This is a genomic window from Pseudarthrobacter cremeus (genome assembly GCF_051857465.1).
Taxonomy (GTDB): Bacteria; Actinomycetota; Actinomycetes; order Actinomycetales; family Micrococcaceae; genus Arthrobacter.
Map to the genome: position 1 here is coordinate 729661 of NZ_JBPZHC010000001.1, position 27000 is coordinate 756660.

Consider the following 27000-nt stretch of genomic DNA (forward strand, 5'->3'; position numbering starts at 1 on the left):
AGGGCAGCATTTGGTGATTCGAAACAAGCTTACGCCCGTTGGCAGCGCCTGCAGGCCGGGCTACAGCGCCGCGGTGATGGCGTCGCCGACCGCACTGGTGGTGCGTGCGCCGCCGTCGCGCATTTCGACGTCGGCGATCACTGCCGCTTCTATTTTCCGGGCCGCTTCGGTGTAGCCGAGGTGGTCCAGGAGCAGGGCTGCGGAGAGGATGGCTGCGGTGGGATCCGCTTTCTGCTGGCCGGCTATGTCCGGGGCGGAACCATGGACCGGTTCGAACATGGAAGGCGCGGTGCGGTCCATGTTGATGTTGCCCGAGGCGGCCAGCCCGATGCCCCCGGTGATGGCAGCGGCCAGGTCCGTCAGGATGTCGCCGAAAAGGTTGTCCGTGACAATGACGTCGAAGCGTGACGGGTCGGTGACCATAAAGATCGTCGCGGCGTCCACGTGCAGGTAGTCGTGGGTGACCTCAGGGAATTCCTTGGCCACAGCCTCGACCGTGCGCTTCCACAGGTGGCCGGCGTAAACCAGGACATTGTGCTTGTGCACCAGTGTCAGGTGCTTGCGGTCCCGGGCGCTGGCGCGGCGGAAGGCGTCGCGCACCACACGCTCCACGCCATGGGCGGTGTTCAGCGAAACCTCGGTGGCCACCTCGTGCGGCGTGCCGGCACGCAGGCTTCCGCCGTTGCCAACGTAGGGGCCTTCGGTGCCTTCACGGACCACAACGAAATCAATGGTGCCCGGGTTGGCCAGCGGACTTCCAACTGTGCCGTAGAGCTTTGAGGGCCGCAGGTTGACGTAGTGGTCCAGGCTGAAGCGGAGCTTGAGGAGCAACTCCCGCTCGATGATGCCCGAGGGGATCCGGGTGTCGCCGGGGGCGGCACCCACAGCGCCGAACAGGATGGCATCCCTGCTGCGCAGGTCTGCCAGTACCTCGTCCGGAAGGGTCTCGCCGGTTTCCAGCCAGTGCTCGGCGCCGAGCTTGTAGTGCGTCTGCTTGAGGACGGCGCCTTCGGCCGCGACTGCCTTTTCGAGGACCTTCAATGCCTCGGCTATGACTTCGGGGCCAATACCGTCACCGGGAATGACAGCCAGATTTATCGTCGATGCGCTCATGCTTTTCAGCGTAACGAAGTCATCCACATACTGGTCAAGTCGTCTCACAATCCGAACACGCTTCGCGACGCTGTCTCACTTGCTGCACGAAAACAGAAGACGCTCCCTCCATCTCTTGGCGAAAGTGAAAGAGCGTCCTCCAGCAACCCGCAGGTAGTGATGGAGCGTCGTTGGGGATCAGGCGTCAGCCGGTTCCTCGTACTTCGGGAAGACGGGGGCAGGTGCCGGCAGTACGGTTCCCGGAACGATCGTCGTGCTCAGTGCCGAGAACTGGCGTGCTTCGCCCGCAGGCTGGCCGAGTGTATCCAGGAGCGCTGAAGTGGCGGTGGGCGTCACCGGCTGCGCCAGGATCGATACCATCCGCAGTACCTCCAGCGTCACGTACAGCACGGTATTCATGCGTTCGACGTCGGTCTTCCGCAGGACCCAGGGTGCCTGCTCGGCGAAGTAGGCGTTGGTATCCCCCAGTACACCCCAGATGGCCTCGAGAGCGCGGCTGAATTCCTGCTTTTCGAAGGCGGCCCTGGCAGTCTCCAACAAGCCCCCGGCCTGCTCCAGGATTGCGGTGTCCTCTGCCGTGAACCCGCCCGGCGCGGGGACCAGGCCGCCACAGTTCTTGGCCACCATGGACAGCGAACGCTGCGCGAGGTTTCCGAAGTTATTGGCCAGGTCCGAGTTCATGCGACTCACGATTGCCTCATGGTTGTAGCTGCCGTCCGCACCGAACGGTACCTCGCGGAGGAAGAAGAACCGCACCTGGTCAAGGCCGTACTGCTCCACGAAATCGGCAGGAGCCACCACGTTGCCCAGGGACTTGGACATTTTCACACCGTTGTTGTTGAGGAAGCCGTGAATCATGACCCGCTTGGGCAGCTCAATGCCGGCACTCATCAGGAAAGCCGGCCAGTAAATAGCGTGGAAGCGTGAGATGTCCTTGCCGATGATGTGGACGTCGGCGGGCCAGTACTTTTTGAACTGGTCGGATTCCACATCGGGGTAGCCCACACCGGTGAGGTAGTTGGTCAGCGCGTCCACCCACACATACATGACGTGTTTGTCGTTACCGGGGACAGGAACGCCCCAGTCGAAGGTGGTCCGGCTGATGGACAGGTCCTCCAGGCCGCGCTTGACGAAGCTGATGACCTCGTTGAACCGGTACTGCGGTGCACCGAATTCGGGCTGGGCCTCATAGAGCGCCAGGAGCCGGTCCTGGTAGGAGGACAGCCGGAAGAAGTAGCTCTCCTCGGCGGTCCAGGTCACCTCGGTGTCCGTCTCCTTGGAGTAGCGCACGCCGTCGTCCTTGACCACGGTGTCGTCCTCGACATAAAAAGCTTCGTCCCTGACGGAGTACCAGCCCTCGTATTTGGACAGGTAGATATCGCCGTTGGCTTCCATCTTTTTCCAGATGGCCTGGGAGGCGGCGTAGTGGTCAGCGTCCGTGGTGCGGATGAACCTGCTGTAGGTGATGCCCAGGGCGGCGTGCGCCGCCTTGTAGACCTCAGCGTTGCGGTCCACAAGTTCCTTGGGCGTCATGCCCTCCTTGTCCGCCGCCTGGGCGATCTTCATGCCGTGCTCGTCCGTGCCCGTCAGGAACATCACGTCGTAGCCGTCAAGCCGCTTGAAGCGCGCCATCGCGTCCGCGGCGATGTACTCATAGGCGTGCCCGATGTGCGGCACACCGTTGGGGTAGGTGATGGCCGTGGTGATGTAGAAGGGGGTTTTCTCTGGAGCGCTCACGTGCGGACAGTACCTTTGGGTGCGGAGGGACAGGCTAGATAAGTTCAGTCAGCGTATCGCTCAGGCGGACCAGTTCGTGGTCATGTGAAGCGACCAGCACTGCGATTCCGTCCGAGGTGGTGTCCTTGAGGATGCTGATGATGCGGTTGGCGGATGCACGGTCCAGGCTGGCGGTGGGCTCATCCACCACCAGGACGCGTGTGCCCAGGATCAGCGCGCGGGCGATGGCCACGCGCTGGCGTTCGCCACCGGAGAGCTGGGCCGGGCGGTGCCGCATGCGGCGGCCCAGGCCGACGAGGTCCAGGAGGTCCTTGGCCATGTCGCGGCGCTGGTCCACTTCACCGTCGGGGACGGCAGGCAGCAGCACGTTCTCGAGGGCGCTCATGCCGTCGATCAGGGCGCCGCCCTGGTCCACGTACCCGATCAGGGCACGACGGCGGTCGGCGATTTCGTCGTCGCCCATGCTCTCGAGGGAATCCCCTTCCCAGAAGACCCGGCCCGACGTCGGAAGCGTCAGTCCCGCACCGACGGTCAGGATGCTGGTCTTGCCGGAGCCGCTTCGGCCGGCCACGCAGTGCATCTCGCCGGCGTGGAGCGTCAGGTCAAAGCCCTCGACGACGCTGACGGCTTCGGCTCCGCCCTTGCCGCCGCCGTAGCGGATGGTGATATCGCTCAGCTCCAGCGGCGTGCCGTGGTCCGCTGATTTGACGATGGTGTTGGCGCGGGTCTGCAGCGGCGCCTCAACCGAGCCGGACCTCCGGCTCCGGTGAACATTCGTCTCGTTTGTCATTGGACCACTTTCGTTGCAATCGGTATCCAGCAAAGTACAGCCACCAGGCCGGCGACTCCGGCCCAGAGCGCGGCATAGGGTGCCAGGAGCAGCCCGATGCCGAGCGCCCCAATGACGCCCAGCGGCAGGGCCACGGTGCCCACCAGCGCGTTTTCGAACAGGCGGACCTGGCGGAGCATGTCCGGGTTCCAGCCCATGGCCTCGAGAATGCCCAGGTACTGGCGTTTCGCGTTGAGCTCAAACCTGCCGGTGACCAGCGTCAGGATCAGTCCCACCAGTACGCCGGCCAGTGCCAGGAGCATGCTCGGCAGCGCGATGCTGGCTGCGGCCAGTCCGCTGAGCGCACTCGCGCCGGCCGCACGGGGAATGTCGATGAGCAGAGCCACGAGCCCGCCCACGGCGGCGCCGAATACGCCAACCGCAACGGCAAGGGACAGGCTGTTGAACTTGTTGGTGCTCAGCTGGCGGTTCGCGAAAGTCAGGGGTGAGTCCACCGGGATCAGCCGTTCGTCATGCTGGGGTTCCTGGTCCACAACGTCCCTGTGGCGCAGCTGCTGGGCGGCGAAGAAGGCGGCCGCGGCGTACAGCACCAGCACGGAGGCGGACACGATGGCGGTTACCAGGCTCCAGCTCACGAGGCTCAGGATGATTCCTGCGACGGCGAGCAAGGCCGCACCGACACCGAATTCCTCAAGTACCCAGTTCCGGATCCGCCGCTGGGTCCAGCCCATGGCCCGCAGGGTGCCGGCTTCACGTTTACGCTTCCTGATGTAGCTGACGGTGGAGGCACCGGTCAGGAGGGCTGCGCCACAAAGCGTCAGGAAGAGCAGGGTGACGTTCGTGCCGGTCAGTGAACCGGAGACGGCATCCGCGGCGTTCTGCCTGACCCACGACTGCTGGACCGTGCCAAGCGCCGATTCCTTGCCGGCGCCGTCCTTTGAATATCCGGGCACGAAAATGCTGGCGTCTTCCCGCGCGGAGCCGGCCACAACAGTGGCTTCCAGCCCCATCGCGCGGATCTCGCCGGCCAGCTTTTCAACGTCCGGCTGGGCTTCCTTCCAGCTGCCGGGCGCCTTGGCCCGAACGCGGACGGCATCGATCACGGCGGCGTTGTTTTTGTAGCCACGGGCTGCGGCGAGGCCGTAGTAGTCAGTAATGGCGCCCGCAGACTGGCTCGCCAGACCGGTGGCACTGAGCGAGGGCTTGAGTTCTGTGGCGGTGACCGTCTTGCCCTCGGCATCTTTGGTGAGGGTCAACGGTGTGGGGTCGTAGCCGCCCAGGGGAAGCCGGTTGACGTCGCCTGCGGCCTGCTCCACGGCGGAAGGGTCAAAGGTTCCGTAGACCATGGCCAGCGGCGCGGCCAGCTTCTCCCCCGTTGCCAGGTCTTCCCGGTAGGACCTTTCATCCACGGGTGCGCGCTGGGTCTGGTCCACCGGTGCGCCGTTGGCACCCTTTTCGGGCAGGCGGTTGACGGTGACCCAGTCGCCCGGGACGGCGGTCTTCGCCACTGCCCCGTTCGCGGCTGCTTCGCCTTCCGTGTATCGCGGGGCCGCCGCAAAGTCCGTGCTCCAGGTCGCAGGGGTGTAAAGGCCCTGGTTGAAGTTACCGCCGCTGCCGAGGAGGCCGGAGTGATCGGTGGATCCGGGCCAGGACAGTGCGAAGGGATCCTTGGACACGAAGGGCAGGTAGTCCTTGCCCAACGAGCGGGAGGCCGTGCCGACTTCCTTCACCACCTTGCCCGCGGAGTCGATTTCCTCGATTTTGACGTTGTACTTGAGGTCCGTGGACGTGCCGGAGCGGACGATCAGGGGAATGGCCTGCGAGTCGGCAGTGAGTTGTCCGCTGCGCTTCGCCTGCTGGTACTGCGTCATCAGCGGCGCCCAGTATTTGAGCTTCACACCGAGGAAGTCAGGGCCTTCCTTCAATTCGGCCATGCTGATGCCGTTGGTAAAGAGGCTTTCGAAGTGGCGGCCGATAGCACCGGCGTTGCGGGCATCGGCCGGCGGGGCCTTCTCCAGGGGTGCCAGGAAGTCCCCTGCCGTGCCGAGCAGTGCCCGCTCGGAAACGGGGTCGACGGCGACGACGGACTCCGTCACCTCAGGCGAGAGGGGCAGGGAGACCGAGAGGTTGAAAAGGTTGTGTTCGGAGCCTCCGGCCGGTGCGGGGAACTTGATGCCCGTCTCGCCGGCGGGAGGGGCTATGCGGATGCTGGTGCCGCCGACGGACTGCTCCTGGACGAGGCGGGCTTTGCCCAGCTTGCCCTCGGCGGAGGACTTGAACAGGGTCTGCTCTGAGACACCGTCCGAGCTCACGGCGCTGGCGGTCAGGCGGTAGCTCTTGGCGGTGTCGCTCAGAACCGACTCTGCGGCCGGCCACTTGCTGGGGTCCGTGGCCCCAGCTGCCTGATCAGTGGTGGCGGTTCCGGCCAGCCCCGAGTTGTAGCCGAGGTAGTCCATGGCGTCGAGCCGGGGAGCCTCCAGGTTCTGGGTCACGCGCGAGACCAGGCTGATCGGGGCCGCGACGGAGGTCCCGGTGAGCTTCCGGATCTCCGCAAGCTGGTCGAAGCTGATCCCGCCGCCACCGTTGGCGATCTCCGGCTGCATCAGCGCGCCGGAGCCCGCCTTGGCCTGAACGAGGACGTCATAGAGACCCCGGGAGTTCTCATCCACCGTCCTGTTTAGCGCGGCCTGAGACTGGCCTTGGACGAGGACCGACAAGCACATGGCTGCGATCAAGATGGCCGCGGTCAGCAGCAGCACTTTGCTTCTGATGAACCTCTGGACGGCGTTCATTGGGCTCCCTGAAACCTGGATTGCGTGCGCACACCACGGTCCGCGGGCGGCGGACATGAAGGCATTTCCTGCCTGGTGTGCAAAAGTATTGGCCGGTCTGCCGGCGCTGTCCTGAAACAGGACCTAGCCATTGTAAGCAGACCGGCCAATCATACGTGGCCGGCGTTAAGGATCGGCTCACGCGTAGTTCATGGCAGTGCCGTTCTTAGTCTTCGAGGTCCACTTCGCGGACCATCTCGGCCCCGATGCCTGCCTTGATTGCATCCAGGACCTGCTGGGGAACTGAACTGTCGATCGTGAGCAGGGCAAGGACCTGGCCGCCTTCGGCCTGCCGCGCCACCTGCATGCCGGCGATGTTGATGTTGTTCATGCCCAGGATGTGGCCGATGGTACCGATCACACCCGGCCGGTCGGCATAGGAAACCACCACGAGGTGCTCGCTGATGGGGATCTCAACGTCGTAGCCGTTGACTCCCACCAGCTTCTCCACCTGCTTGGGTCCGGTCAGGGTGCCCGCCACGGAGATCTGCGAGCCGTCACTGAGGGCACCACGGAGCGTCAGGACGTTCCGGTAGTCCTCGGCGTCCGGGGTGGTGATCAGGCGGACGTTGATGCCGCGCTGCTCAGCGATGACCGGAGCGTTGACGTAGGACACCTGCTCGGTGACGACGTCGGCGAAGATGCCCTTGAGGGCGGCAAGCTCCAGGACCTTGACGTCCAGGGCAGCGATCTCACCGGCCACTTCGACGTCGATCTGGGTCACGGACGCATGGGTCAGAGCGGTGAAGATCCGGCCCAGCTTTTCGATCAGCGGAATGCCGGGGCGGACGTCGGGAGCAATCACGCCGCCGGCAACGTTTACAGCGTCCGGAACGAGCTCTCCTGCCAGCGCCAGCCGCACGGACCTGGCCACGGAGACACCGGCCTTTTCCTGGGCTTCGTCGGTGGAGGCACCCAGGTGCGGGGTGACCACAACGTTGTCCAAGGCGAAAAACGGCAGGTCCGTGCTGGGCTCTTTCACGAAGACATCCACTGCTGCCCCTGCGATCTGGCGGTCCTCCAGTGCTGCGTAGAGCGCCTCTTCATCCACGAGGCCACCGCGGGCAACGTTGATGACATATGCGGTGGACTTCATTTTGGTGAAGGCGTCGGCGCCGAGCATGCCGACCGTTTCCGGCGTCTTGGGCATGTGGATGGTGACGAAGTCGGACTGGCTGAGCAGTTCGTCCAGGGTGACGAGCCTGACGCCCAGCTGGGCGGCGCGGGCCGAGGTGATGTAAGGATCGTAGGCGAGGATCTCGGTGTCGAAACCCTGAAGGCGGGCGGCAACCAGGGCACCGATGCGGCCCAGGCCAATGATGCCGACCTTCTTCTCGAAGAGTTCGATGCCGGTGTACTTGGAACGCTTCCATTCGCCGTTCTTCAGCGCCGCGCTGGCCTGCGGAATGTGACGCGCCAGGCTCAGGATGTGTCCGACCGTGAGTTCGGCGGCCGAGATGATGTTCGACGTCGGGGCGTTGACCACCATGACGCCGGCCTGGGTGGCGGCTTTGATGTCAACGTTGTCCAGGCCGACGCCGGCACGGGCGATGACCTTGAGGTTCTTCGCGGCGGCGATGGCTTCGGCGTCCACCTGGGTGGCGGAGCGGACCAGGATGGCGTCCACGTCGGCGATGGCGGAGAGCAGCTGGGAGCGGTCGGCGCCGTCGGTCTGGCGGATTTCGAAGTCCGGGCCCAGTGCCTCGATGGTGGCGGGCGAAAGTTCTTCGGCGAGCAGTACTACGGGTTTTGACACGGCTGATCCTCTGCGTTGCAGTCCTTGGGATGGAACAAGTCTAGGCCGACGGAAAGGCCGGGCTCACATTGTTAAGTGTGAACCCGGCCTCTCTGTCGTTATGTGCAGGGCTTCCCTGAGGTCCACCCTGGCGTTTGTCCTAGCGGGCTACGGAGCCTTCGGTGTAGTCATCGCTGGTCTTGATCCAGGAGAAAAGCTTGCGCAGTTCGCGGCCGGTGGCCTCGATCGGGTGGTCTTCACCCTTCTTGCGCAGTTCGGCGAACTCGGGTCCACCGGCATCCTGGTCATCGATGAAGCGCTTGGCGAAGGTGCCGTCCTGGATGTCCTTCAGGACAGCCTTCATGTTTTCCTTCACCTCGGGAGTGATGACGCGGGGACCGGAGACGTAGTCGCCGTATTCCGCCGTGTCAGAGACGCTCCAGCGCTGCTTGGCAATGCCGCCTTCAACCATGAGGTCAACAATGAGCTTGAGCTCGTGCAGGACCTCGAAGTACGCAACCTCCGGCTTGTAGCCGGCCTCGGTGAGGACCTCGAAGCCGTACTGGACCAGCTGTGAGGTACCGCCGCAGAGGACGGCCTGCTCGCCGAAGAGGTCGGTTTCGGTCTCTTCGGTGAAGGTGGTCTCGATGACGCCTGCACGGGTGCCGCCGATGGCCTTCGCGTAGGACAGTGCCAGTTCCCGGGCCTTGCCGGAAGCGTTCTGCTCCACGGCGATCAGGTCGGGCACGCCGCGGCCGGCTTCGAATTCGCGGCGGACGATGTGGCCCGGGCCCTTGGGGGCTACCAGGGCCACGTCGACGTCTGCCGGCGGCTGGATGTAGCCGTAGCGGATGTTGAATCCGTGGCCGAAGAACAGGGCGTCGCCTGCCTGCAGGTTGGGAGCAATGTCCTCGGCGTAGACGTGGCGCTGGACCTGGTCCGGGGTGAGGACCATGATGAGGTCGGCTTCGGCAACGGCGTCGGCAACGTTGAGGACCCGCAGGCCCTCGGCTTCCGCCTTGGCACGGGACTTGGAGCCTTCCTTGAGGCCGACGCGGACGTCGACGCCGGAGTCGCGCAGGCTCAGGGCGTGGGCGTGGCCCTGGGATCCGTAACCGATGACGGCAACGGTGCGGCCCTGGATGATCGACAGGTCGGCGTCGTCGTCGTAGAACATTTCAGTCACTTTGGGTGTCTCCTTTTGAGTGGATTCTCTGGTGTAAACAGTCTGTTGTGTTGCGGTACTGCACGGGCTGGGTGCTGCGCCTAGGCGCTGCGCAAAGCCCTGTCACTCATGGAGCGGGATCCCCGTCCAACGGCCAGCGTGCCGGACTGCACAATTTCGCGGATGCCGAAAGGCTCGAGCACTGAGAGCAGCGCGGTGAGCTTTTCGGGGTGGCCAGTTGCTTCAATGACCACGGAGTCTGTGGAGACGTCAACCACTGAAGCGCGGAACAGGTCTGCAGCCTGGGTCACCTGCAGGCGTGTTGCGGCATCCGCACGTACCTTGACCAGGATGTGGTCTCGCTGCACGGAAGATTCGGGGGTCAGCTCAACGATCTTAATCACGTTGATCAGTTTGTTGAGCTGCTTGGTGACCTGTTCAATGAGGTCACCGTCTGCGTCGACGACGACGGTCATCCGGGACATGCCCGGAACTTCCGTCGGGCCGACAGCCAGGGAGTTGATGTTAAAGGCACGGCGGGCGAACAGGCTCGCGACGCGGGTCAGTACGCCGGGCTTGTCTTCGACCAGAACGGACAGTGTGTGGCGGGTCATGATCAGTCCTCCTCTTCCCATTCCGGGGTCATGTTGCGGGCAACCTGGATCTGGTCATTGCTGACGCCGGCGGGCACCATCGGCCACACCATGGAGTCGGGGCTCACCACAAAATCGATGACCACGGGGCGGTCGTTGATTTCGAGGGCTTTCTGGATGGTGGCATCAATGTCCTCGTCCCGCTCACAGCGGAATGAGGCACAGCCGTAGGCTTCACCGAGCTTGACGAAGTCCGGGATCCGGACAGTTTCATGGCCGGTGTTGAGGTCGGTGTTGGAGTAGCGGCCTTCGTAGAACAGGGTCTGCCACTGCCGGACCATGCCGAGTGAGGAGTTGTTGATGATGGCAACCTTGATGGGGATCTTGTTAATGGCGCAGGTGGCCAGTTCCTGGTTGGTCATCTGGAAGCAGCCGTCGCCGTCGATGGCCCAGACCACGCGGTCCGGCTCCCCCACCTTGGCGCCCATGGCCGCGGGAACCGCGTACCCCATGGTGCCGGCGCCGCCCGAGTTGAGCCAGGCGTGCGGGCGCTCGTATTTGATGAACTGCGCGGCCCACATCTGGTGCTGGCCCACACCAGCAACGTAAATGCCCTCCGGTCCGGTGAGCGCCCCGATGCGTTCGATGACGCGCTGCGGGGCGGTGAGTCCGTCCTCCGGCTCGGTCCAGCCCAGCGGGTAGGTTTCCTTCAGGTTATTAAGGAACGCCCACCACGTGGTGAGATCCGGAGTGCCGGCTGCCTCGAACTGCGAGCGGACGGCCTCGGTGAGTTCAGGAATGATCTCCTTGACCGACCCCACGATCGGCACGTCCGCCGTGCGGTTCTTGGAGATTTCGGCAGGATCGATATCCGCGTGGATCACCTTGGCGTTCGGTGCAAAGGACTTCAGGATGCCGGTGACGCGGTCATCGAAGCGCGCTCCCAAAGTAATGAGGAGATCGGACTGCTGCAGCGCCGTCACCGCCGAAACGGTCCCGTGCATGCCCGGCATGCCCACGTGCTGCGGGTGGGAGTCCGGGAACACGCCGCGGGCCATCAGGGTGGTGACCACGGGTGCGCCGGTGAGTTCCGCCAGTTCACGCAGCTCAACGGATGCGTGGGCCTTAACGACGCCGCCGCCCACGTAGAGAACCGGCTTACTGGAAGCCGCGATCAGCTTGGCTGCCTCGCGGACCTGCTTGTTGTGCCCACGGGTGACCGGCCGGTATCCGGGAAGGTCGATCTTGGGCGGCCAGGAGAAGGTCATCTGCCCCTGCTGGGCGTCCTTCGCCACATCCACCAGCACGGGGCCCGGGCGCCCGGTCGAAGCCAGGTGGAAGGCCTCCGCCATGACGTGCGGGATGTCGTTGGGGTCGGTCACCAGGAACGAATGCTTGGTGATGGGCATGGTGATGCCCACGATGTCTGCTTCCTGGAACGCGTCGGTGCCGATCACCCCGCTGGACACCTGGCCGGTGATGGCCACCAGCGGCACGGAGTCCATGTGGGCATCCATGATGGCGGTAACGAGGTTGGTGGCACCGGGGCCGGAGGTGGCGATGCAGACGCCCACCCGGCCGGTAACCATGGCGTAGCCTTGCGCGGCGTGGCCGGCTCCCTGTTCGTGACGGACCAAAACGTGGTTCATGTTGGAGGCCATCAAGGGGTCATAGGTAGGCAGGATCGCGCCACCGGGCAAACCAAAAATATCGTCGACGCCGAGTTCTTCGAGCGAGCGGACAATAGCTTCTGAACCGGTCATCACCGTTGGGGGTACAACGTTGTTCGGTCCAAGGACAGGAGAGACTGCGGCAAGCTCGACGACGGCGTCAGCCGATCGGTCGGCACGGTCCGGAGCTTTAGGGGCTCCAGCGGACTTTGTAGCCATCAGCGAGGGGCTGATAGGCGATCCTTTGCTCATCGGACTCTTCCTTGTGGATCATCTGTGGTTCTGTCGAAACTGCGGAAATAAAAAAACCCCTCAGCCTGGCGGCTTTTCGAGGGGTTGCGCGTGACTGTTCGTTACCAGTGGAGGCTATGGAGCCACGCGCTTGGTAAGGACGACGACTGCTTCTGCAGCGGCGCAGCTTGTAACGAATGCGATCATGCGTTCAGTTTTCCCTCTGGTGGGAAGCGTGTCAACGAAGCGAAACGCGATCTCACCATGTGGACGTCGTTGTCCACGGGCCGGGCGCTGCTTTCCGCGCCCGGCCGTCAATTCATACGGCGTTACCCGCAGTATGCGCCGGTGGAGGCGCTGTGCACCAGCTTGGCGTACTTGGCCAGGACGCCCTTGGTGAACTTGGCCGGCAGCGGTTCCCAGCCGATCCTGCGGGACTCGAGTTCGGCCTCGTCCACCAGCAGGTCGAAGGTGCGCGCCCCGATGTCCACCCGGATACGGTCGCCGTCCTGGACGAAGGCGATGGGGCCGCCGTCGACCGCTTCCGGAGCGACGTGGCCGATGCACAGGCCGGTGGTGCCACCGGAGAAACGGCCGTCCGTCAGGAGCAGGACGTCCTTGCCCAGACCGGCACCCTTGATGGCTCCGGTAATGGCCAGCATTTCGCGCATGCCGGGGCCGCCCTTGGGGCCTTCGTAGCGGATGACGACGACGTCCCCGGCCTTGATCTTGCCGTTGTCCAGCGCGTCCAGGGCACCCTGCTCGCGCTCGAACACGCGGGCAGTGCCTTCGAAGACGTCGGCGTCGAAGCCGGCACTCTTGACCACAGCGCCTTCCGGGGCCATGGAACCGTGCAGGATGGTGATGCCGCCGGTCTTGTGGATCGGATTGTCCAGGGCCCGAAGGATCTTGCCGTCCAGGTCCGGCGGGTTGATCGCTTCGAGGTTTTCGGCAACGGTCTTGCCGGTGACGGTGAGGCAGTCGCCGTGCAGCAGCCCGGCGTCGAGCAGTGCGCGCATGATGACCGGCACGCCGCCGATCTTGTCGACGTCGGTCATCACGTAGCGGCCGAAGGGCTTCAGGTCACCCAGGTGCGGGATTTTGTCGCCGATGCGGTTGAAGTCCTCGAGGTTGAGCTCAACTTCGGCTTCGCGGGCGATGGCGAGCAGGTGCAGCACGGCGTTGGTGGAACCGCCGAAGGCCATGGTGACCGCGATGGCGTTCTCAAACGCCTTCTTGGTCATGATGTCCCGGGCGGTGATGCCGAGGCGGAGCAGGTTGACCACGGCTTCGCCTGACTTGCGGGCGAACTCGTCACGACGGCGGTCTGCCGAGGGCGGGGCGGCTGAGCCCGGCAAGGACATGCCCAGCGCCTCGCCGATGCATGCCATGGTGTTGGCCGTGTACATGCCGCCGCAGGCGCCTTCACCCGGGCAGATCGCCTTTTCGATGCGCTCCAGGTCTCCCAGGCTCATCTTGCCCGCGGCGCAGGCACCGACTGCCTCGAAGGCGTCAATGAGGGTGACTTCCTTCTCCGAGCCGTCTTCGAGCTTGACCCAGCCCGGCATGATGGAGCCGGCGTAAAGGAAGACGCTGGCCAGGTCCAGGCGGGCCGCTGCCATGAGCATGCCCGGCAGGGACTTGTCGCACCCGGCGAGCAGGACCGAGCCGTCGATCCGCTCAGCCTGCATGACGGTTTCCACGGAGTCGGCAATGACCTCGCGGGAGACCAGGGAGAAGTGCATGCCCTCATGCCCCATGGAGATGCCGTCAGAGACGGAGATGGTGCCGAACTGCATCGGGAAACCGCCGCCCGCGTGCACGCCTTCCTTGGCGCCCTGGGCCAGTCGGTTCAGGGAAAGGTTGCAGGGAGTGATTTCGTTCCAGGAACTCGCGACGCCGATCTGGGGTTTCGCGAAGTCGTCGTCCCCCATTCCGACCGCCCGGAACATGCCGCGCGCAGGGGCTGCATGGATCCCGTCGGTGACAACCCGGCTACGGGGTTTGATGTCGATCTTGCTCTCAGTTGCGATCTGGGTGTCCTCACTCATGGGTGAAAGTCTATTGCTCCAGACAGGACCCCAAAGACCGTAATGGCCCTGTTAAGCAGAAAAAGGCACATATTTCGATCAAATGCTGGACTTGCGTCTCAAATATTGAGACAGGGGGGATGCTCGGGACAAGTATCGGCAGCGAAAGACCCGTGGGGAGCACGGGTTTACCTGGCATCAGTGCGCAGCGACACCAAACCTAGACAGTCACGTTCGCGCCGACGTACCGTCAGGGAAACGGCAACCCTGCCATTCGTACTGAAGGGCCCCGCTATGGATTTTGTCTTCTGGATTATCGTCATTGTGCTCATCATCGGCGTCGTGTGGTGGCTGTTGAACCGCAGCAAATCCTCAAAGGGGGGAAGCCCTGTGCCGGGCCGGGCGGAAGGCGGGCTCTCACGCGGCGGCGCGGCCGCATCAGCAGAAGCCGCCGGTACAACAGGGATACCCGGTGCGGCCGGTTTCGGCAGTCCAGCCGAACCGGCACCCCCGACGACGGCGGACGAGGCCCCTGAACCGTCCAGCCCGGTTGCGCCCCGGGAAACTGCGCCACTGCCTGAGACCGCCGGTGAACGGGCACATGCAGAACCTGACGTCCCCGGACCGGCCCACGGTGTTGAACCACGGGATGCCGGACCCACCAGTGGTAGCGTGCCTGACAACGTTGATGTGGCTGGCAAAGGTGCTGCAACCGACCGCGGTCCTGAGACAGACCGGGGCGCCATAACTGAAGAGGGCGAGTGGGACACCCAGTGGTCAGAAGCCGACGGCTCTGCACACGCGGCCACCCACAAGCCCGTCTCCCGCGATTCATCGGGCGCCGGCGCCACGCAGTTGCCTCAAGCACCTCCGGCGGCCGAAACCTCCTACGTTCATCACCCGGAATATACAGAAGCCCATTCGCCCACGTTGCCCGGCGCCGAAACGGCCGCGGCCGAAGCAGCCGATGAAGCCGGGAAGACCGAACCGGCCGCGCCTGGGACCCGCGTGGCTCCCGGCGAGGCCCGTGCCGCCACCGAGGCCCCACCTGCCCCCGCCGGGACGGGACTTCCGGACAGCGCCCCTGAAACGGAAACCTCTGACAGTGCCAGGTCATCCGCGGCGGTGGAAACAGCCGCCAGCCACGTGGCCGAGCCTCCAATGGCAGCTGTGGAGCACGAAGGCGCCGCAGAACCGGCCGGCCATTTGGCTGCGGACCAGCCCTACGGCGCGGGCTCAGCCTCACCGGGCCCGGACGGCAGCGGGCCGGCGGACTTCGACGTCAAGGGCGATGCCGGGGCGATGGTCTACTACGAAGAGGGGCACGCTGACTATGAGCAGATCAGGGCCGACGTCTGGTTTGAGTCCCCGGCACATGCAGAGGCGGCCGGGTTCCGCGCACCCCGGCGGATGCGTCTCTAAGGCCGCCCACCTTCCGTTCAGAGGCTCCCTGGCGGCCCCTCCGCCAGGGATGCCCCGGCGCCTGGCCCTCAGCATTGCGCTCGGCATGGCCGTCTTACTGGCAGGGTGCACAGGTGATGGCGATAAGGCCCCGACCGGCAGCAGCACCGAAGCCGGAACGGCAACCGCAGCGCCCCTGTCAGTAACAGGAAAGCTTGACCTCCATCTCGAGATTCCGTGGGCGGCGGTTTTCCTGCCGAATGGAACGGCTGTCATCTCCGAGCGTGACACCGCGCTGCTGAAGGCAGTCCGGGACGGCCGTGCGACGACGATTGGCAAGGTCCCCGGCGTAGCACCTGCGGGCGAAGGAGGCCTGCTGGGACTGGCCCTCTCCCCCGGGTTCACCACCGACCGCTATCTCTACCTGTATTTCACGTCCCCACAGGACAACCGCATTGCCCGGGTGGAACTGGCGGAGCGGCCTGACGGGTCGTTGGCCTTCGGCAACCCTGACGTGATCTTCACCGGCATCCCCAAAGCGTCCACGCACAACGGCGGCAGGATCCGGTTTGGACCGGACGGCTTCCTTTATGTGGGCACGGGGGACTCGCAGCGGCGGGAACAGCCACAGGACCCCACTGCCCTGGGCGGGAAAATCCTGCGGCTGACTCCCGAGGGGGAACCTGCACCCGGCAACCCGTTCGGCAACGCCGTCTACAGCCTGGGCCACAGAAACGTCCAGGGACTGGCCTGGGACGGCGAGGGCAGGCTCTGGGCCAGTGAATTCGGCCCGGACGTCAACGACGAGCTCAACCTCATCGAACCGGGAGCCAACTACGGGTGGCCGGCTGTCACGGGAGCGCCGCACCGGGAAGGGTTCCGCGACGCCAAGGTGGTGTGGCCTGCGACGGCGGATTCCTCGCCCAGCGGGCTGGAAATAGTCGGGTCCACCGCCTTTCTGGGCGCCCTGCGCGGTCAGCGCCTGTGGACCGTCAGCCTGGCCGGCGAAGACGCGAGTGCGCCTGTGGCTTATTTCACACGCGAGTACGGCAGGATCCGGGACGTTGTCGGCACGCCCGACGGCGGTTTCTGGCTGCTCACAAACAACCAAAACCCCGATTTTGTGCTGGTTCTGACACCCGGGGATTGACCGTGGAGAGCAGTAACGCGTCGATTTCACATGGGCCGGAAGTTCGTGTAGAGTTTCATGTCGTTGCGGAGATCAACGGGGAAAGAAAAAGCCCGGGAGATCACCACAAAGAGATGCACCTCTAGCTCAATTGGCAGAGCAATTGACTCTTAATCAATGGGTTCCGGGTTCAAGTCCCGGGGGGTGCACCAAAGAAACCCCGTCTTCATCGGCCAAGGCCGTGAGGGCGGGGTTTCGTTTTGCCCGGAGATTACTGCGGGGGAATTTATGGCTTCTCTCTTCGCACTGACGAACGTATGACGAAGAGCACCCGTCGGTTACCCACGGATGGGCGGCTGCGCGGGTCGGTCGTGTGGGGCGTCAGTGCTGTGTCATCGCCGGGCTCCGGATTCCCCTGTAGGCTGCCACGACGCCCACCAGGAAAATGACCACCGCGAGGTAGATCAGGCCGAGGTGCCCCAGCGTGGCCAAACCCCAAGGGTAGTGCGCGGGGAGGGCCACGGCGAGCCCGACGACCGGAACGATAACCGCTGTGGTGAACGCCCACAGTTCTCCGCGCCTCACCCCATACCATGACAGGCCTGCGACGGCCAGCCCGGTCGCAGCGATGAAGCCGCTCACCGCGATGTGCAGATGGCTGATGTAGTGATACAGCTGCGGGCTGAACGCCTCGATCTCCGCCTTTCCCTTGTCCACCTGATCAGGTCCAATGCCCAGTTCGAGGAAGGCGTCCGTGAAATTGAGTACCAGGAAGATGACGGCGTATCCCACGAAGGCGAGACCGGCAAGGGCCATGAGCGCGGCTCCTGTCCGGAGGCTGGACTGTTTCCGCTGGGGAGCTTGGATGGTGGACACGGCCACCACCCCCTTTCTTATTCAAGGAGATACTTGAATAAAAGTCCCCTGACGGTATGCTTGTCAAGAGAATTCTTGAACAGGAGGCGCGAGTGGGCGGCCAGCAGGAAAAGGATGAGCTGTTCGACGCCCTCGTCGAAGCTGCCAAAGTGTTGGGGAACGGCAGGAGAGCGCAACTGGTCGACGTCCTGGCCCAGGGCGAGCGGTCGGTTGAGGAGCTGGCCGGAGAGATCCACCAGAGTACAGCCAACACATCCCAGCACCTGCAGCGCCTGCTGCGGGCCGGCCTCGCGTGCACCCGACGCTCAGGGACTCGGATCTACTACTCTCTCGCCAGCCCGGCTGTGGAGCGGCTGTGGCGGTCACTCCGGGAGACAGCCGAAGCGCACGCCGGCGAGCTGGACGACCTCGTTCGTGCATACGTCGGCGACCGCGCCGACCTGAGTACGATCACGCGGGACGAACTGCTGCTGCGGCTTCGGCAGGGCGACGTCGTTGTGCTGGACGTGCGTCCGCAACCGGAGTACGCGGCCGGGCACATCCCGGGTGCGCTATCCGTGCCCCTCTCCGACGTCAAGACCCGGCTGCGCGAGGTTCCCCGGGGCAGCGAAATTGTCGCCTACTGCCGCGGGCCATATTGCGTATACGCGGATGAGGCCGTGCGCTTGCTCACCGGCGACGGACTCCAAGCGGTAAGGCTTGAAGACGGCTTCCCCGAGTGGAAGGCGGCAGGGCTCCCGATCGAACATTCGGATAGGTGAGCGGGCCTCTTATCCGGGGGTAAGGCGTGTCGCAGTCCGACTGCGCGGGTCCGGGCGGGCACTGGCCAGCCCTGGCCCGATTAGCCCAGCGGAGCGCCGTCAACCAGGGCGCGGGCAGCGGGCGAGGCGAACTGGCTGGCCAGTTCGCGGACGACCGCCTGGAGTTCCTGCCGCAGGAGCTCGGGGTCAATGGATGCCGCTGCAAGCACGGAGCGCTCCATCTCTACCGCCGCCAGGGCAGCTTCACGTCCGCTGTCGGTGAGGGACACCACCTGGCTGCGGCGGTCCGAGGTGCTGCGCACCCGCACAATGTGGCCGTGGGACTCCAACCGGCTGAGGGTTTTTCCCATGGTCTGCGCCTGGACGCGCACATATTGGGCCAGTTGGGCCTGAGTCATGGATCCTTGAGCGGAGAGTACTTCGATGGCGATCACGCCTGCGTGTGTCAGTCCAATGGCGCTCAGTTTTTCGTTCCAGGAGTGTTCAACGAGGCGCGCCGCAGTGGACAAGAGGCGCCCAGTGGGCCAGTGATCCATGTCAGGCATGAAACCCAGTATAGCCAGTGCCCATTGGCCCTTGCTGCGCATGCTTACTAAGCTGGTGTGTCCCGCCTGCAACTAGGAGATTAAGAATGGCCGACAGACTGATGACCGGTGCCGATGCTCCCGCGTTTACTTTGAAGGATTCCGCAGGAAATGACGTCAGCCTTGCCTCCGGCGACGGCGCCGGCACGATTGTGTATTTCTACCCTGCAGCGTCAACCCCCGGCTGCACGAAGGAAGCCTGCGATTTCCGCGACAACCTGGCGTCCTTCGCATCAGCCGGCTACCGGGTTCTGGGTGTCTCCCCCGACCCCGTGAAGAAGCTTGCCGCCTTTGCGGCAAAGGAGGCACTCAGCTTTCCTCTGCTCTCGGACGAGGACCACGCCGTCGCGGAGGCTTATGGTGCCTGGGGGGAAAAGAAGAACTACGGGAAGACCTATCAGGGTCTCATCCGTTCCACCATCGTCGTTGACCCCGACGGAAAAGTGGCCTTGGCCCAGTACAACGTCCGGGCCACAGGCCATGTGGCGAAACTGCGGCGCGATCTCAAGCTGGACGCCTAGCTCAATACGGACAGGGAACGGGCTGACGGTCACCGTGCCGGCCCGAGGCTACAATGGAAGCTGGCAGCCGCCGTCGCACGTTTTCAATCCCTGACCGGGTACCCGGGCAGTCCCGAAAATCGGTGGCCGCAACTGCCAGGCGCGAGTGGTGAAATTGGCAGACACGCAGGATTTAGGTTCCTGTGCCTTCGGGCGTGGGGGTTCAAGTCCCCCCTTGCGCACAATTCCACAGTAAAGAGATCCAGGCCCACCGGCCTGGGTCTCTTTTTGTTTAAGAAAAGAAAACTCCTTTCGTTTACCCATCCGCTTCCGGGTAACAGCCGAATACCCATTGAGACACCAGCCAAGGGCAGGTGCCCAACAGTCGCAAAGGGCCACAGCAGACACTCCGTCTGCAGCAGGCAATAAACCGGCACAAACAAGGAGAAATTCAATGCAGTCATTCAAGCGCACAACCTTCACCGTCGCAGGCGTTGCAGCTGCAGCCTTGCTCAGCCTCACGGCTTGCGGTGGAGCCTCAACTGCTACCAACTCAGCAGCTCCTTCCGCTGCACCGTCGGCGTCCAGCATGGCTCCGTCACCGAAAGCCTCTGCCACTGCCGCCGCCATGGATCCGGCAGCCAACCTGGTCGGCACCGGATGCGCCGGCTACGCCGAGAAGGTCCCCACAGGGGCAGGCTCGGTGGCCGGGATGGCACTTGACCCGGTAGCGGTCGCGGCGTCCAACAATCCCATCCTCACCACCCTGACCGCAGCCGTTTCCGGAAAGCTGAACCCCAAGGTCAACCTGGTGGACACGCTCAACGGCAGCGAGTTCACTGTCTTCGCCCCGGTGGACGACGCCTTCGCGAAGATCGATGCGGCCACCATCGAGACGCTCAAGACGGACGACGCCCTCCTGAGCAAGATCCTGACCTACCACGTTGTCCCCGGCCAGATCACTCCTGACAAGATCGCCGGAACCCACGCCACGGTCCAGGGCGGTTCCGTCACCGTTACCGGCAGCAAGGATGCACTCATGGTTGACGGGGCCAAGGTGATCTGCGGCGGCGTCAAGACGGCCAACGCAACTGTCTACCTGGTCGACTCGGTGCTGATGCCCAAGTAATTCGAGGGTCCATCCCCTTGCACGGCCCGAAGGCCCGTTCCCCTGGAACGGGCCTTCGGCGTGTGGCGGGGGTGGGGTTTGCAGGGCTGTCAGGAAGAACTGATGCGGGTCAACTAGACTGTGTCCTTTGGCCCGCGGCCCGCGGCGCCCGCCGGACAGCCCAGAGGTGATACACGAGTGCCCAGCAGTACATCGCGGCGAACGGTTATCAAGACCGGTGCCCTTTTCATGGCCTTGGGCCTGACGTCATGTACGGGCAGCCCGTCACCATCACCAACACCGGCGTTACCTTCAACAGCGGCTCCCGGGACGGAGCCAGCCCAAACGTTTACGTTCGGCACAGCGTCCCGGCCGCTGGGCCTCGATCCGGCTCTTTCCAGCGATGTGGAAAGCTACCGGATCACACGTCAGATCCTCGAAGGCCTCGTGGGCGTGGACCAGACCACCGGCAAACCCACCCCGCTGCTGGCCACGGAATGGAACGAATCGGACGAAGGCCGGGCCTACACGTTCAAGCTGCGCAGCGGCGTCACTTTCCAGGACGGCACCCCTTTTAATGCCGACGCCGTGTGTGCCAACTTCAACCGCTGGTTTGCCTTCTCAGCGGATTTGCGGCGGCAGGCACCGGGGAGTTCGTTCAAGGGCGTCTTCAAGGCGCACGCCGATGAAGCCGCCCTGTCCATTTTCAAGAGCTGCACGGCGGTGTCCGCTGACACTGTACGGATTGATCTCACCCAGCGCTTTACGGCTTTCCTCCAGGCATTGACCCTTCCGGCCTGCGCCATCGCCTCCCCGGCTGCCCTGGCCGCGGGCACAGCGGATGTCCTGGACCAGGTCCGCAGCGGCAATCCCGTGTCCCGGTTCGCCACCAAGCCAGTGGGAACCGGGCCGTTCAGCCTTGCTGCCTGGGACGAAGCGAGTGTCCGGCTGGTGACGCATCCGGATTATTGGGGCGACCGCGGGCAGATCGCCACCATCAATTTCGTCACCTATGACCATCCCCAGACGCGCCTCCAGGCCCTCCTGGACGGCAAGATCGACGGCTTCGACGCCGTGACGGTGGGGAACTTCGACCAGTTGGTCAAGCGCGGAATGCAGATTGTGCAGCGTGATCCCTTTTCCGTGATGTACCTGGGCATCAACCAGGAAGTGCCTGTCCTGCAGAACGAGAAGGTCCGGCAGGCGATCGAGCTGGCCATCGACAAGGAAACCCTGATCCGCAAGTTCTTCATCGACAACACGGCCAAGGCCTCCCAGTTCGTCCCGCCCAAGATCAGCGGTTTCAACAATGAAGCGCCCTCCCTGGGCCACGATCCGGTCAAGGCGAAGGCCTACCTTGCCCAAGGCGGGTACAAGGGCGAAGAACTCAAGTTCTACTACCCGCTCAATGCCACCCGCCCGTACCTTCCCACGCCCGAAAAAATCTATGCTGAGATCAGCCGGCAGCTGACCGCCGTCGGACTGAACATCAAGCCTGTCCCGGTTGACTGGTCCGATGGCTACCTCCAGAAGGTCCGGTCGCCCGGGGACCACGCCCTCCACCTGCTGGGCTGGAACGGTGCCTACGCCGACGCGGACAACTTTGTGGGGCCGCTGTTCGGCGAAAAGAACGGCGAATTCGGTTACCAGGACCCGCAGGTCTTTTCCAAAATCAACCGGGCCAGGGGCCTCCCGGCAGGCGATGAGCGCAACGAGCTGTATCACAGCATCAACGCCCAGATCGCGGCGACAGTCCCTGCCGTTCCCATCGCCTTCCCGATTTCGGCCCTCGCGCTGTCCGACCGCGTCAGCAACTACCCCGCGTCCCCGGTCCTGAATGAAGTTTTCACAAAGGTACAGCTAAAGTCTTGACGGCCCCGGCCAATTTCAGTATGCAGGCCGTGCGGGGATATTCTGTGACAGCCAGAGCCGCTGCTATCGGAGACTGATTGTGACCTTCATTTCCAAGACCCAACATGCCGACGTCGTACTGATTGGCGGCGGCATCATGAGCGCCACACTGGGCGCCTTCATCAAGCAGCTTGAACCCAACTGGACCATCTCCCTGTTCGAACGGCTGGACCAGCCCGGGCTGGAAAGCTCAGACCCGTGGAACAACGCCGGCACGGGCCACGCCGCCCTGTGCGAGCTCAACTACTCCCCCGCAGCCAAAGACGGCTCCGTGGACCCCTCCAAGGCACTGCTGATCAACGAACAGTTCCAGCTGTCCCGCCAGTTCTGGTCCCATCTGGTGGAAGAGTCGCTGATCGGCTCGCCGAAGGGCTTCATCAACACCGTCCCGCACATGAGTTTTGTGATCGGCGAAAACAACGCCAAATTCCTCAAGACCCGCTTTGAGGCGCTTAAGCCCCACACCCTGTTCCGCAGCATGGAGTACTCCGAGGACCACGCGCAGATTGCCAAGTGGGCCCCGCTCATCGTCAAAGGCCGCGATCCGAAGCAGCGCATCGCCGCCACGCGGGCAGCGGAGGGCACCGACGTCGACTTCGGCGCACTGACCCGGGAACTGACCACCTACCTGGGGAACAACGGCGTCGAACTCAACTACGGCCATGACGTCACCGGGATCACCAAATCGTCCGACGGCGGCTGGGACCTTTCGCTCAAATACCCGGCTTCCGGGGAACACGGGAAAATCCACGCGAAGTTTGTGTTTGTCGGCGCGGGCGGAGGCGCGCTGCACCTCCTGCAGGCCTCGGGTATTCCCGAGAGCAAGGGCTACGGCGGTTTCCCCGTCTCCGGCCAGTTCTTCCGCTGCACCGACGAAAAACTCGCCGCCCAGCACAGTGCCAAGGTCTACGGCCAGGCCTCCGTCGGCGCGCCGCCAATGTCCGTTCCCCACCTGGATACGCGTTACGTCAACGGGAAGCGTTCGCTGCTTTTCGGACCCTACGCCGGATTCTCCACCAACTTCCTGAAGAACGGCTCCTACCTCGACCTGCCCTTGTCCATCCGCCCGAGCAACATCATTCCGATGCTTGCCGTGGCGAAGGACAACATGGACCTCACGGCCTACCTGGTGAAGGAGGTCGCCAAGAAGCACGCTGACAAGGTGGAGGCGCTGCGCGAGTACTACCCAGAGGCCAAAGACGGCGACTGGGAACTGATTACCGCCGGCCAGCGTGTACAGATCATTAAGAAAGACCCCAAGAAGGGCGGCGTGCTGCAGTTCGGCACCGAAGTCATCGCCGGCCGCGATGGCTCCATCGGTGCCCTGCTCGGCGCCTCGCCCGGAGCTTCCACCGCAGTACCCATCATGATCGAACTCCTCCAAAAGGCCTTCCCCAAGAACTTCAAGGGCTGGCAGGGGAAACTTAAGGACATGATGCCGGGCTACGGCGAAAAGCTGGACGAAAAGCCGGAACTGGCCGCCGAACTCGAAACGGCAACCGCCAAGGCCCTCCAGCTGGACAGCGTTTCAACCAACGCCTGACCCTGCGGGGGCAACCGCGCAGGACGGCCCGGTCCGCACCGGTCCACCAACCCCACAGGAGAGAACGCGATGTTCCGGCTGGCACAACTTTCACTTGCGAACCGGGCGCTGATCGCGCTGATCACCGTCTTCGCGTCGGTGTTCGGCGTGATCACCATGTCATCGCTGAAGCAGGAACTCATTCCCTCCATCGAGTTCCCGCAGATCACGGTTCTCTCGGCGATGCCCGGCGCATCCCCGGAAGTGGTGGACAAGCAAATCAGCGCACCGCTGGAGACTGCGCTTAACGGCGTCGAGGGGCTCGAATCAACATCGTCTACATCACGCAACGGCGTCTCACAGATCACCATGGTGTTCACCTACGGGACCAACCTTGACCGTGCCCGGAATCAGATCGACCGGGCCATTTCCAATGCCAAGCGCTCGCTGCCCGAGGACGTGCAGCCGCAGGCCATCGCCGGGAGCATCAGCGACTTCCCCATCGTGTTCCTGGCTGTCTCCTCGGACAGGCCGCTCAGCGAACTGAACGCTGACCTGCAGCGGCTCACCGTTCCCCGGCTCCAGAAGATCGACGGCGTCAGGGGAGCCGACGTCACCGGAGGGGCGACCCAGCACATCGAGATCCTGCCCCGGCCGGACGCCATGGCAGCCAAGGGCGCCACCATTGCCTCCATCAGGGACGCCCTCAGCAAAAACGGCGCCCTGATTCCGGCCGGAACGATCCAGGAGAAGGGTAAGACCCTATCCCTCCAGATCGGCAGTCCTGTTGATTCACTCGAGGCAATCAAGGCGCTGCCCGTCGGCGGGGCCAAGGACGCCGCGACCATCGCCACGGTGGCGGACGTCAGCCTGCGCGACGACGAACGGACCTCCATCACCCGGACCAACGGCCAGGAAACGCTGGCTGTTTCCGTCACCAAGAAGCCCGAGGGCGACACCGTGGGGATCTCCCACGCCGTGAAGGATTCCCTGGCGGCGCTGGAAGCGGAACTCGGTTCGAACGCAAAATTTACCGCCGTGTTCGATCAGGCCCCCTTCATTGAAAAGTCCATCAAGGACCTCACCACCGAAGGCCTTCTGGGGCTCGGGTTCGCGGTGGCCGTCATCCTCGTCTTCCTGATGTCCGCCCGCTCCACCCTCGTCACCGCGGTCTCCATCCCGTTGTCGCTGCTGATCACCTTCATCGGACTGTCCGGCACCGGCTATTCGCTGAACATCCTGACACTGGGCGCCCTCACCATTGCCATCGGCCGCGTGGTGGACGACTCGATCGTGGTCATAGAAAACATCAAGCGCCACCTCAGCTACGGGGAGGAGAAGGTAGCCGCGATCCTCACCGCCATCCGTGAGGTGGCCGGTGCCATCACCGCCTCCACGCTGACCACCGTGGCGGTCTTCCTGCCGATCGCCTTCGTCGGTGAGCTGGCCGGCGAGCTTTTCCGCCCCTTCGCCCTCACTGTCACCATGGCGCTGCTGGCGTCCCTGCTGGTGTCGCTGACCATCGTCCCGGTCCTTGCGTACTGGTTCCTCAAGAGCCCGGCCGCCTTCGCCCCCGGGTCCCCCGCCGCCCTTGAGGCTGCCGCCGCTGCCAGGGCCAGGGCACAGGAGACAGAAGCGAAAAGTCCGCTCCAGCGGGGCTATCTGCCCATCCTCAACAAGACCCAGAAACACCCGGTGGTTACCCTGATCGCCGCGGCCCTGGTGCTCGGCGGCACGGCTGCCATGACACCGTTGCTGGCCACCAACCTGCTCGGCGACTCGGGGCAGAACAGCATGACCGTCCGCCATGTCATGCCCGCGGGGACGAGCCTCGCGGACACCAGTGCTGCCGCCGTCAGGCTCGAGGAGGTTCTCCTGGGCATCGAGGGCGTCAAGAACGTCCAGGTCACCTCGGGCAATGCGCAGGCGGGCTTTGCCGCGCTGACATCCTCCGGTTCCTCGAACTCCACGTTCACGGTTGTCACCGACGAGAAGGTGAACCAGGCAAGGCTTCAGGGGACGGTCCGCGATGAGCTGGGCAAGGTGGCGGACTCCGGAAAGATCACGGTCGGCTCCCAGCAGGGAGGTTTCGGGACCTCCTCCACAGTGGATATCACCATTAAGGCCGCAACATCCGAGGACCTTCGAACGGCCAGCGACGCCATGGTCCAGGCGATGACCGGAGTCCCGGGAACCAGCGAGGTCACCACCAACCTCGCGGCCAGCCAGCCCGTAGTCCAGGTCAAGGTGGACCGGGCCAGGACCACCGCCGCCGGACTGAACGAGGAACAGGTGGCCGGCGTCCTGGCTTCCACGATCAGCCCCATCCCCGCCGGCACGGTCCGGATCGACACCGACGACTTTCCGGTGCAGATCGGTAAAGGCACACGGTTCACCAGCATCGATGCCGTGCGGAACATCGTCCTCCCTGCCGCCGGCGCGCCGGTGACCCTCGGCAGCATCGCCTCCGTGGAGCAGGTGGACGTGCCGGTATCCATCACGGCCAGCAACGGACAGCGGACCGCCAAAGTGTCCGTCACGCCGTCGGGCTCCAACCTCGGTGCCGTGAACACCGAAGTCCAGAAGCGCCTTGAAACGCTCAGCCTGCCGCCGGGGGTCACTGCGGCAATCGGCGGCGCCACGACCCAGCAGGCGGAGTCCTTCCAGCAGCTGGGGCTGGCACTGCTGGCGGCGATCGCGATTGTGTATGTGATCATGGTTGCAACGTTCAAGTCGCTGGTCCAGCCCCTGATCCTGCTGGTCTCGGTTCCCTTTGCCGCGACCGGTGCAGTTGCCCTGCTGCTCCTGACCGGAGTCCCCCTGGGCCTTCCGTCACTGATCGGCATGCTGATGCTGGTGGGGATCGTGGTGACCAACGCCATTGTGCTGATTGACCTCATCAACCAGTACCGGCGGCCGCGGAACGGTGTGCCGGGGATGAGCGTGGCGGATGCCATCACCCATGGGGCGAGGCAGCGCCTCCGCCCCATCCTGATGACAGCCCTCGCCACCGTTTTTGCCCTGACCCCGATGGCGCTGGGCCTGACGGGCGGCGGCGGGTTCATCTCCCAGCCCCTGGCGGTTGTGGTGATCGGCGGCCTGGTCTCCTCCACCGCCCTGACCCTCGTGCTGGTTCCAGTGCTGTACCGGCTGGTTGAGGGACGGCGGGAAAAGAAGGCGCTGCTGCGCGACCTGCATAACCGCCCGGAGTTCGCGGCGGCGGCCGACGTCGATGCCGAGTTCCGCGACTGGACCACCGGCAGCGTGCCGAAGGTGAGCGGCCGCCGCGCCGCCGCAGGCGACACCCAGTAAC

General features: G+C 64.2%; 19 protein-coding genes and 2 tRNA genes. 10 read left to right on the forward strand and 11 right to left on the reverse strand.

Translation table 11 applies throughout. The features are described 5' to 3' along the window. Nucleotides 1–60: 60 nt before the first annotated feature. From ACS5PJ_RS03275 to ilvD, 9 genes are all read right to left on the reverse strand, one after another. A complete protein-coding gene (locus ACS5PJ_RS03275; protein ID WP_439433464.1) occupies nt 61–1113 on the reverse strand; it encodes a 3-isopropylmalate dehydrogenase in 1053 nt (350 codons plus the stop codon). A gap of 177 nt (nt 1114–1290) precedes the next feature. Next, nucleotides 1291–2850 carry a methionine--tRNA ligase gene (metG, locus tag ACS5PJ_RS03280; protein WP_439433465.1) on the reverse strand — a complete coding sequence of 520 codons (1560 nt, stop codon included), beginning with the start codon at nt 2848–2850 and terminating at the stop codon, nt 1291–1293. 34 nt (nt 2851–2884) lie between these two features. Next, nucleotides 2885–3640, reverse strand: a complete 756-nt coding sequence (locus ACS5PJ_RS03285) for an ABC transporter ATP-binding protein (protein ID WP_108600103.1) — start codon at nt 3638–3640, stop codon at nt 2885–2887. Further along, nucleotides 3637–6432: an ABC transporter permease gene (locus ACS5PJ_RS03290; RefSeq protein WP_439433466.1), complete on the reverse strand. Its 2796-nt coding sequence runs from the start codon at nt 6430–6432 to the stop codon at nt 3637–3639. The genes ACS5PJ_RS03285 and ACS5PJ_RS03290 overlap by 4 nt, the downstream gene beginning before the upstream one ends. A 205-nt stretch (nt 6433–6637) precedes the next feature. Continuing rightward, nucleotides 6638–8227, reverse strand: a complete 1590-nt coding sequence (gene serA, locus ACS5PJ_RS03295; RefSeq protein ID WP_439433467.1) for a phosphoglycerate dehydrogenase — start codon at nt 8225–8227, stop codon at nt 6638–6640. Between the two features lie 139 nt (nt 8228–8366). After that, nucleotides 8367–9392 (reverse strand): ketol-acid reductoisomerase, encoded by a 1026-nt coding sequence (ilvC, locus tag ACS5PJ_RS03300; RefSeq protein ID WP_354145843.1) that lies wholly within the window; start codon nt 9390–9392, stop codon nt 8367–8369. A gap of 80 nt (nt 9393–9472) precedes the next feature. After that, complete coding sequence (ilvN, locus tag ACS5PJ_RS03305; RefSeq protein WP_439433468.1) at nt 9473–9985, reverse strand: acetolactate synthase small subunit; 513 nt, start codon at nt 9983–9985, stop codon at nt 9473–9475. Between the two features lie 2 nt (nt 9986–9987). Further along, on the reverse strand, nt 9988–11886 hold the full coding sequence (locus tag ACS5PJ_RS03310; protein ID WP_439433469.1) for an acetolactate synthase large subunit: 1899 nt from the start codon (nt 11884–11886) through the stop codon (nt 9988–9990). A 308-nt stretch (nt 11887–12194) separates the two neighbouring features. Continuing rightward, nucleotides 12195–13916, reverse strand: coding sequence for a dihydroxy-acid dehydratase (gene ilvD / locus ACS5PJ_RS03315; protein WP_439433470.1), 1722 nt, complete (start codon nt 13914–13916; stop codon nt 12195–12197). Between the two features lie 273 nt (nt 13917–14189). On the opposite strand from ilvD, the gene ACS5PJ_RS03320 reads away from it, so the two are divergent. The 3 genes from ACS5PJ_RS03320 (at nt 14190) to ACS5PJ_RS03330 (ending at nt 16637) form a co-directional block, all read left to right on the forward strand. Then, nucleotides 14190–15317 carry a sunset domain-containing protein gene (locus ACS5PJ_RS03320; protein WP_439433471.1) on the forward strand — a complete coding sequence of 376 codons (1128 nt, stop codon included), beginning with the start codon at nt 14190–14192 and terminating at the stop codon, nt 15315–15317. 85 nt (nt 15318–15402) lie between these two features. After that, entirely contained in the window at nt 15403–16446 is a 1044-nt protein-coding gene (locus tag ACS5PJ_RS03325; RefSeq protein WP_439433472.1) for a PQQ-dependent sugar dehydrogenase, read from the forward strand. A gap of 115 nt (nt 16447–16561) precedes the next feature. After that, nucleotides 16562–16637: transfer RNA gene (locus ACS5PJ_RS03330), tRNA-Lys, on the forward strand. Nucleotides 16638–16806: 169 nt separating this feature from the next. Here ACS5PJ_RS03330 and ACS5PJ_RS03335 read toward each other — a convergent pair. Further along, nucleotides 16807–17301 carry a hypothetical protein gene (locus ACS5PJ_RS03335; protein WP_439433473.1) on the reverse strand — a complete coding sequence of 165 codons (495 nt, stop codon included), beginning with the start codon at nt 17299–17301 and terminating at the stop codon, nt 16807–16809. A gap of 92 nt (nt 17302–17393) precedes the next feature. Between ACS5PJ_RS03335 and ACS5PJ_RS03340 the strand changes: the two genes are divergently transcribed. After that, nucleotides 17394–18062 (forward strand): ArsR/SmtB family transcription factor, encoded by a 669-nt coding sequence (locus tag ACS5PJ_RS03340; RefSeq protein ID WP_439433474.1) that lies wholly within the window; start codon nt 17394–17396, stop codon nt 18060–18062. Nucleotides 18063–18142: 80 nt separating this feature from the next. Here ACS5PJ_RS03340 and ACS5PJ_RS03345 read toward each other — a convergent pair whose 3' ends face one another. After that, entirely contained in the window at nt 18143–18598 is a 456-nt protein-coding gene (locus ACS5PJ_RS03345) for a MarR family winged helix-turn-helix transcriptional regulator (protein WP_439433568.1), read from the reverse strand. 95 nt (nt 18599–18693) lie between these two features. On the opposite strand from ACS5PJ_RS03345, the gene bcp reads away from it, so the two are divergent. The 6 genes from bcp to ACS5PJ_RS03375 all read left to right on the forward strand — a co-directional run bounded on the left by bcp (nt 18694) and on the right by ACS5PJ_RS03375 (nt 26999). Next, on the forward strand, nt 18694–19167 hold the full coding sequence (gene bcp / locus ACS5PJ_RS03350; protein ID WP_439433475.1) for a thioredoxin-dependent thiol peroxidase: 474 nt from the start codon (nt 18694–18696) through the stop codon (nt 19165–19167). Between the two features lie 139 nt (nt 19168–19306). Next, nucleotides 19307–19388 (forward strand) — tRNA-Leu (locus ACS5PJ_RS03355). A gap of 212 nt (nt 19389–19600) precedes the next feature. Continuing rightward, on the forward strand, nt 19601–20275 hold the full coding sequence (locus ACS5PJ_RS03360) for a fasciclin domain-containing protein (protein ID WP_439433476.1): 675 nt from the start codon (nt 19601–19603) through the stop codon (nt 20273–20275). Nucleotides 20276–20452: 177 nt separating this feature from the next. Then, the gene (locus tag ACS5PJ_RS03365) at nt 20453–22126 is read left to right on the forward strand and encodes an ABC transporter substrate-binding protein (RefSeq protein WP_439433477.1); all 1674 of its coding nucleotides are present in this window, start codon (nt 20453–20455) and stop codon (nt 22124–22126) included. Nucleotides 22127–22205: 79 nt separating this feature from the next. Continuing rightward, nucleotides 22206–23708 carry a malate:quinone oxidoreductase gene (locus tag ACS5PJ_RS03370; protein ID WP_439433478.1) on the forward strand — a complete coding sequence of 501 codons (1503 nt, stop codon included), beginning with the start codon at nt 22206–22208 and terminating at the stop codon, nt 23706–23708. Nucleotides 23709–23777: 69 nt separating this feature from the next. Beyond that, on the forward strand, nt 23778–26999 hold the full coding sequence (locus tag ACS5PJ_RS03375; protein ID WP_439433479.1) for an efflux RND transporter permease subunit: 3222 nt from the start codon (nt 23778–23780) through the stop codon (nt 26997–26999). Nucleotide 27000: the final 1 nt, after the last annotated feature.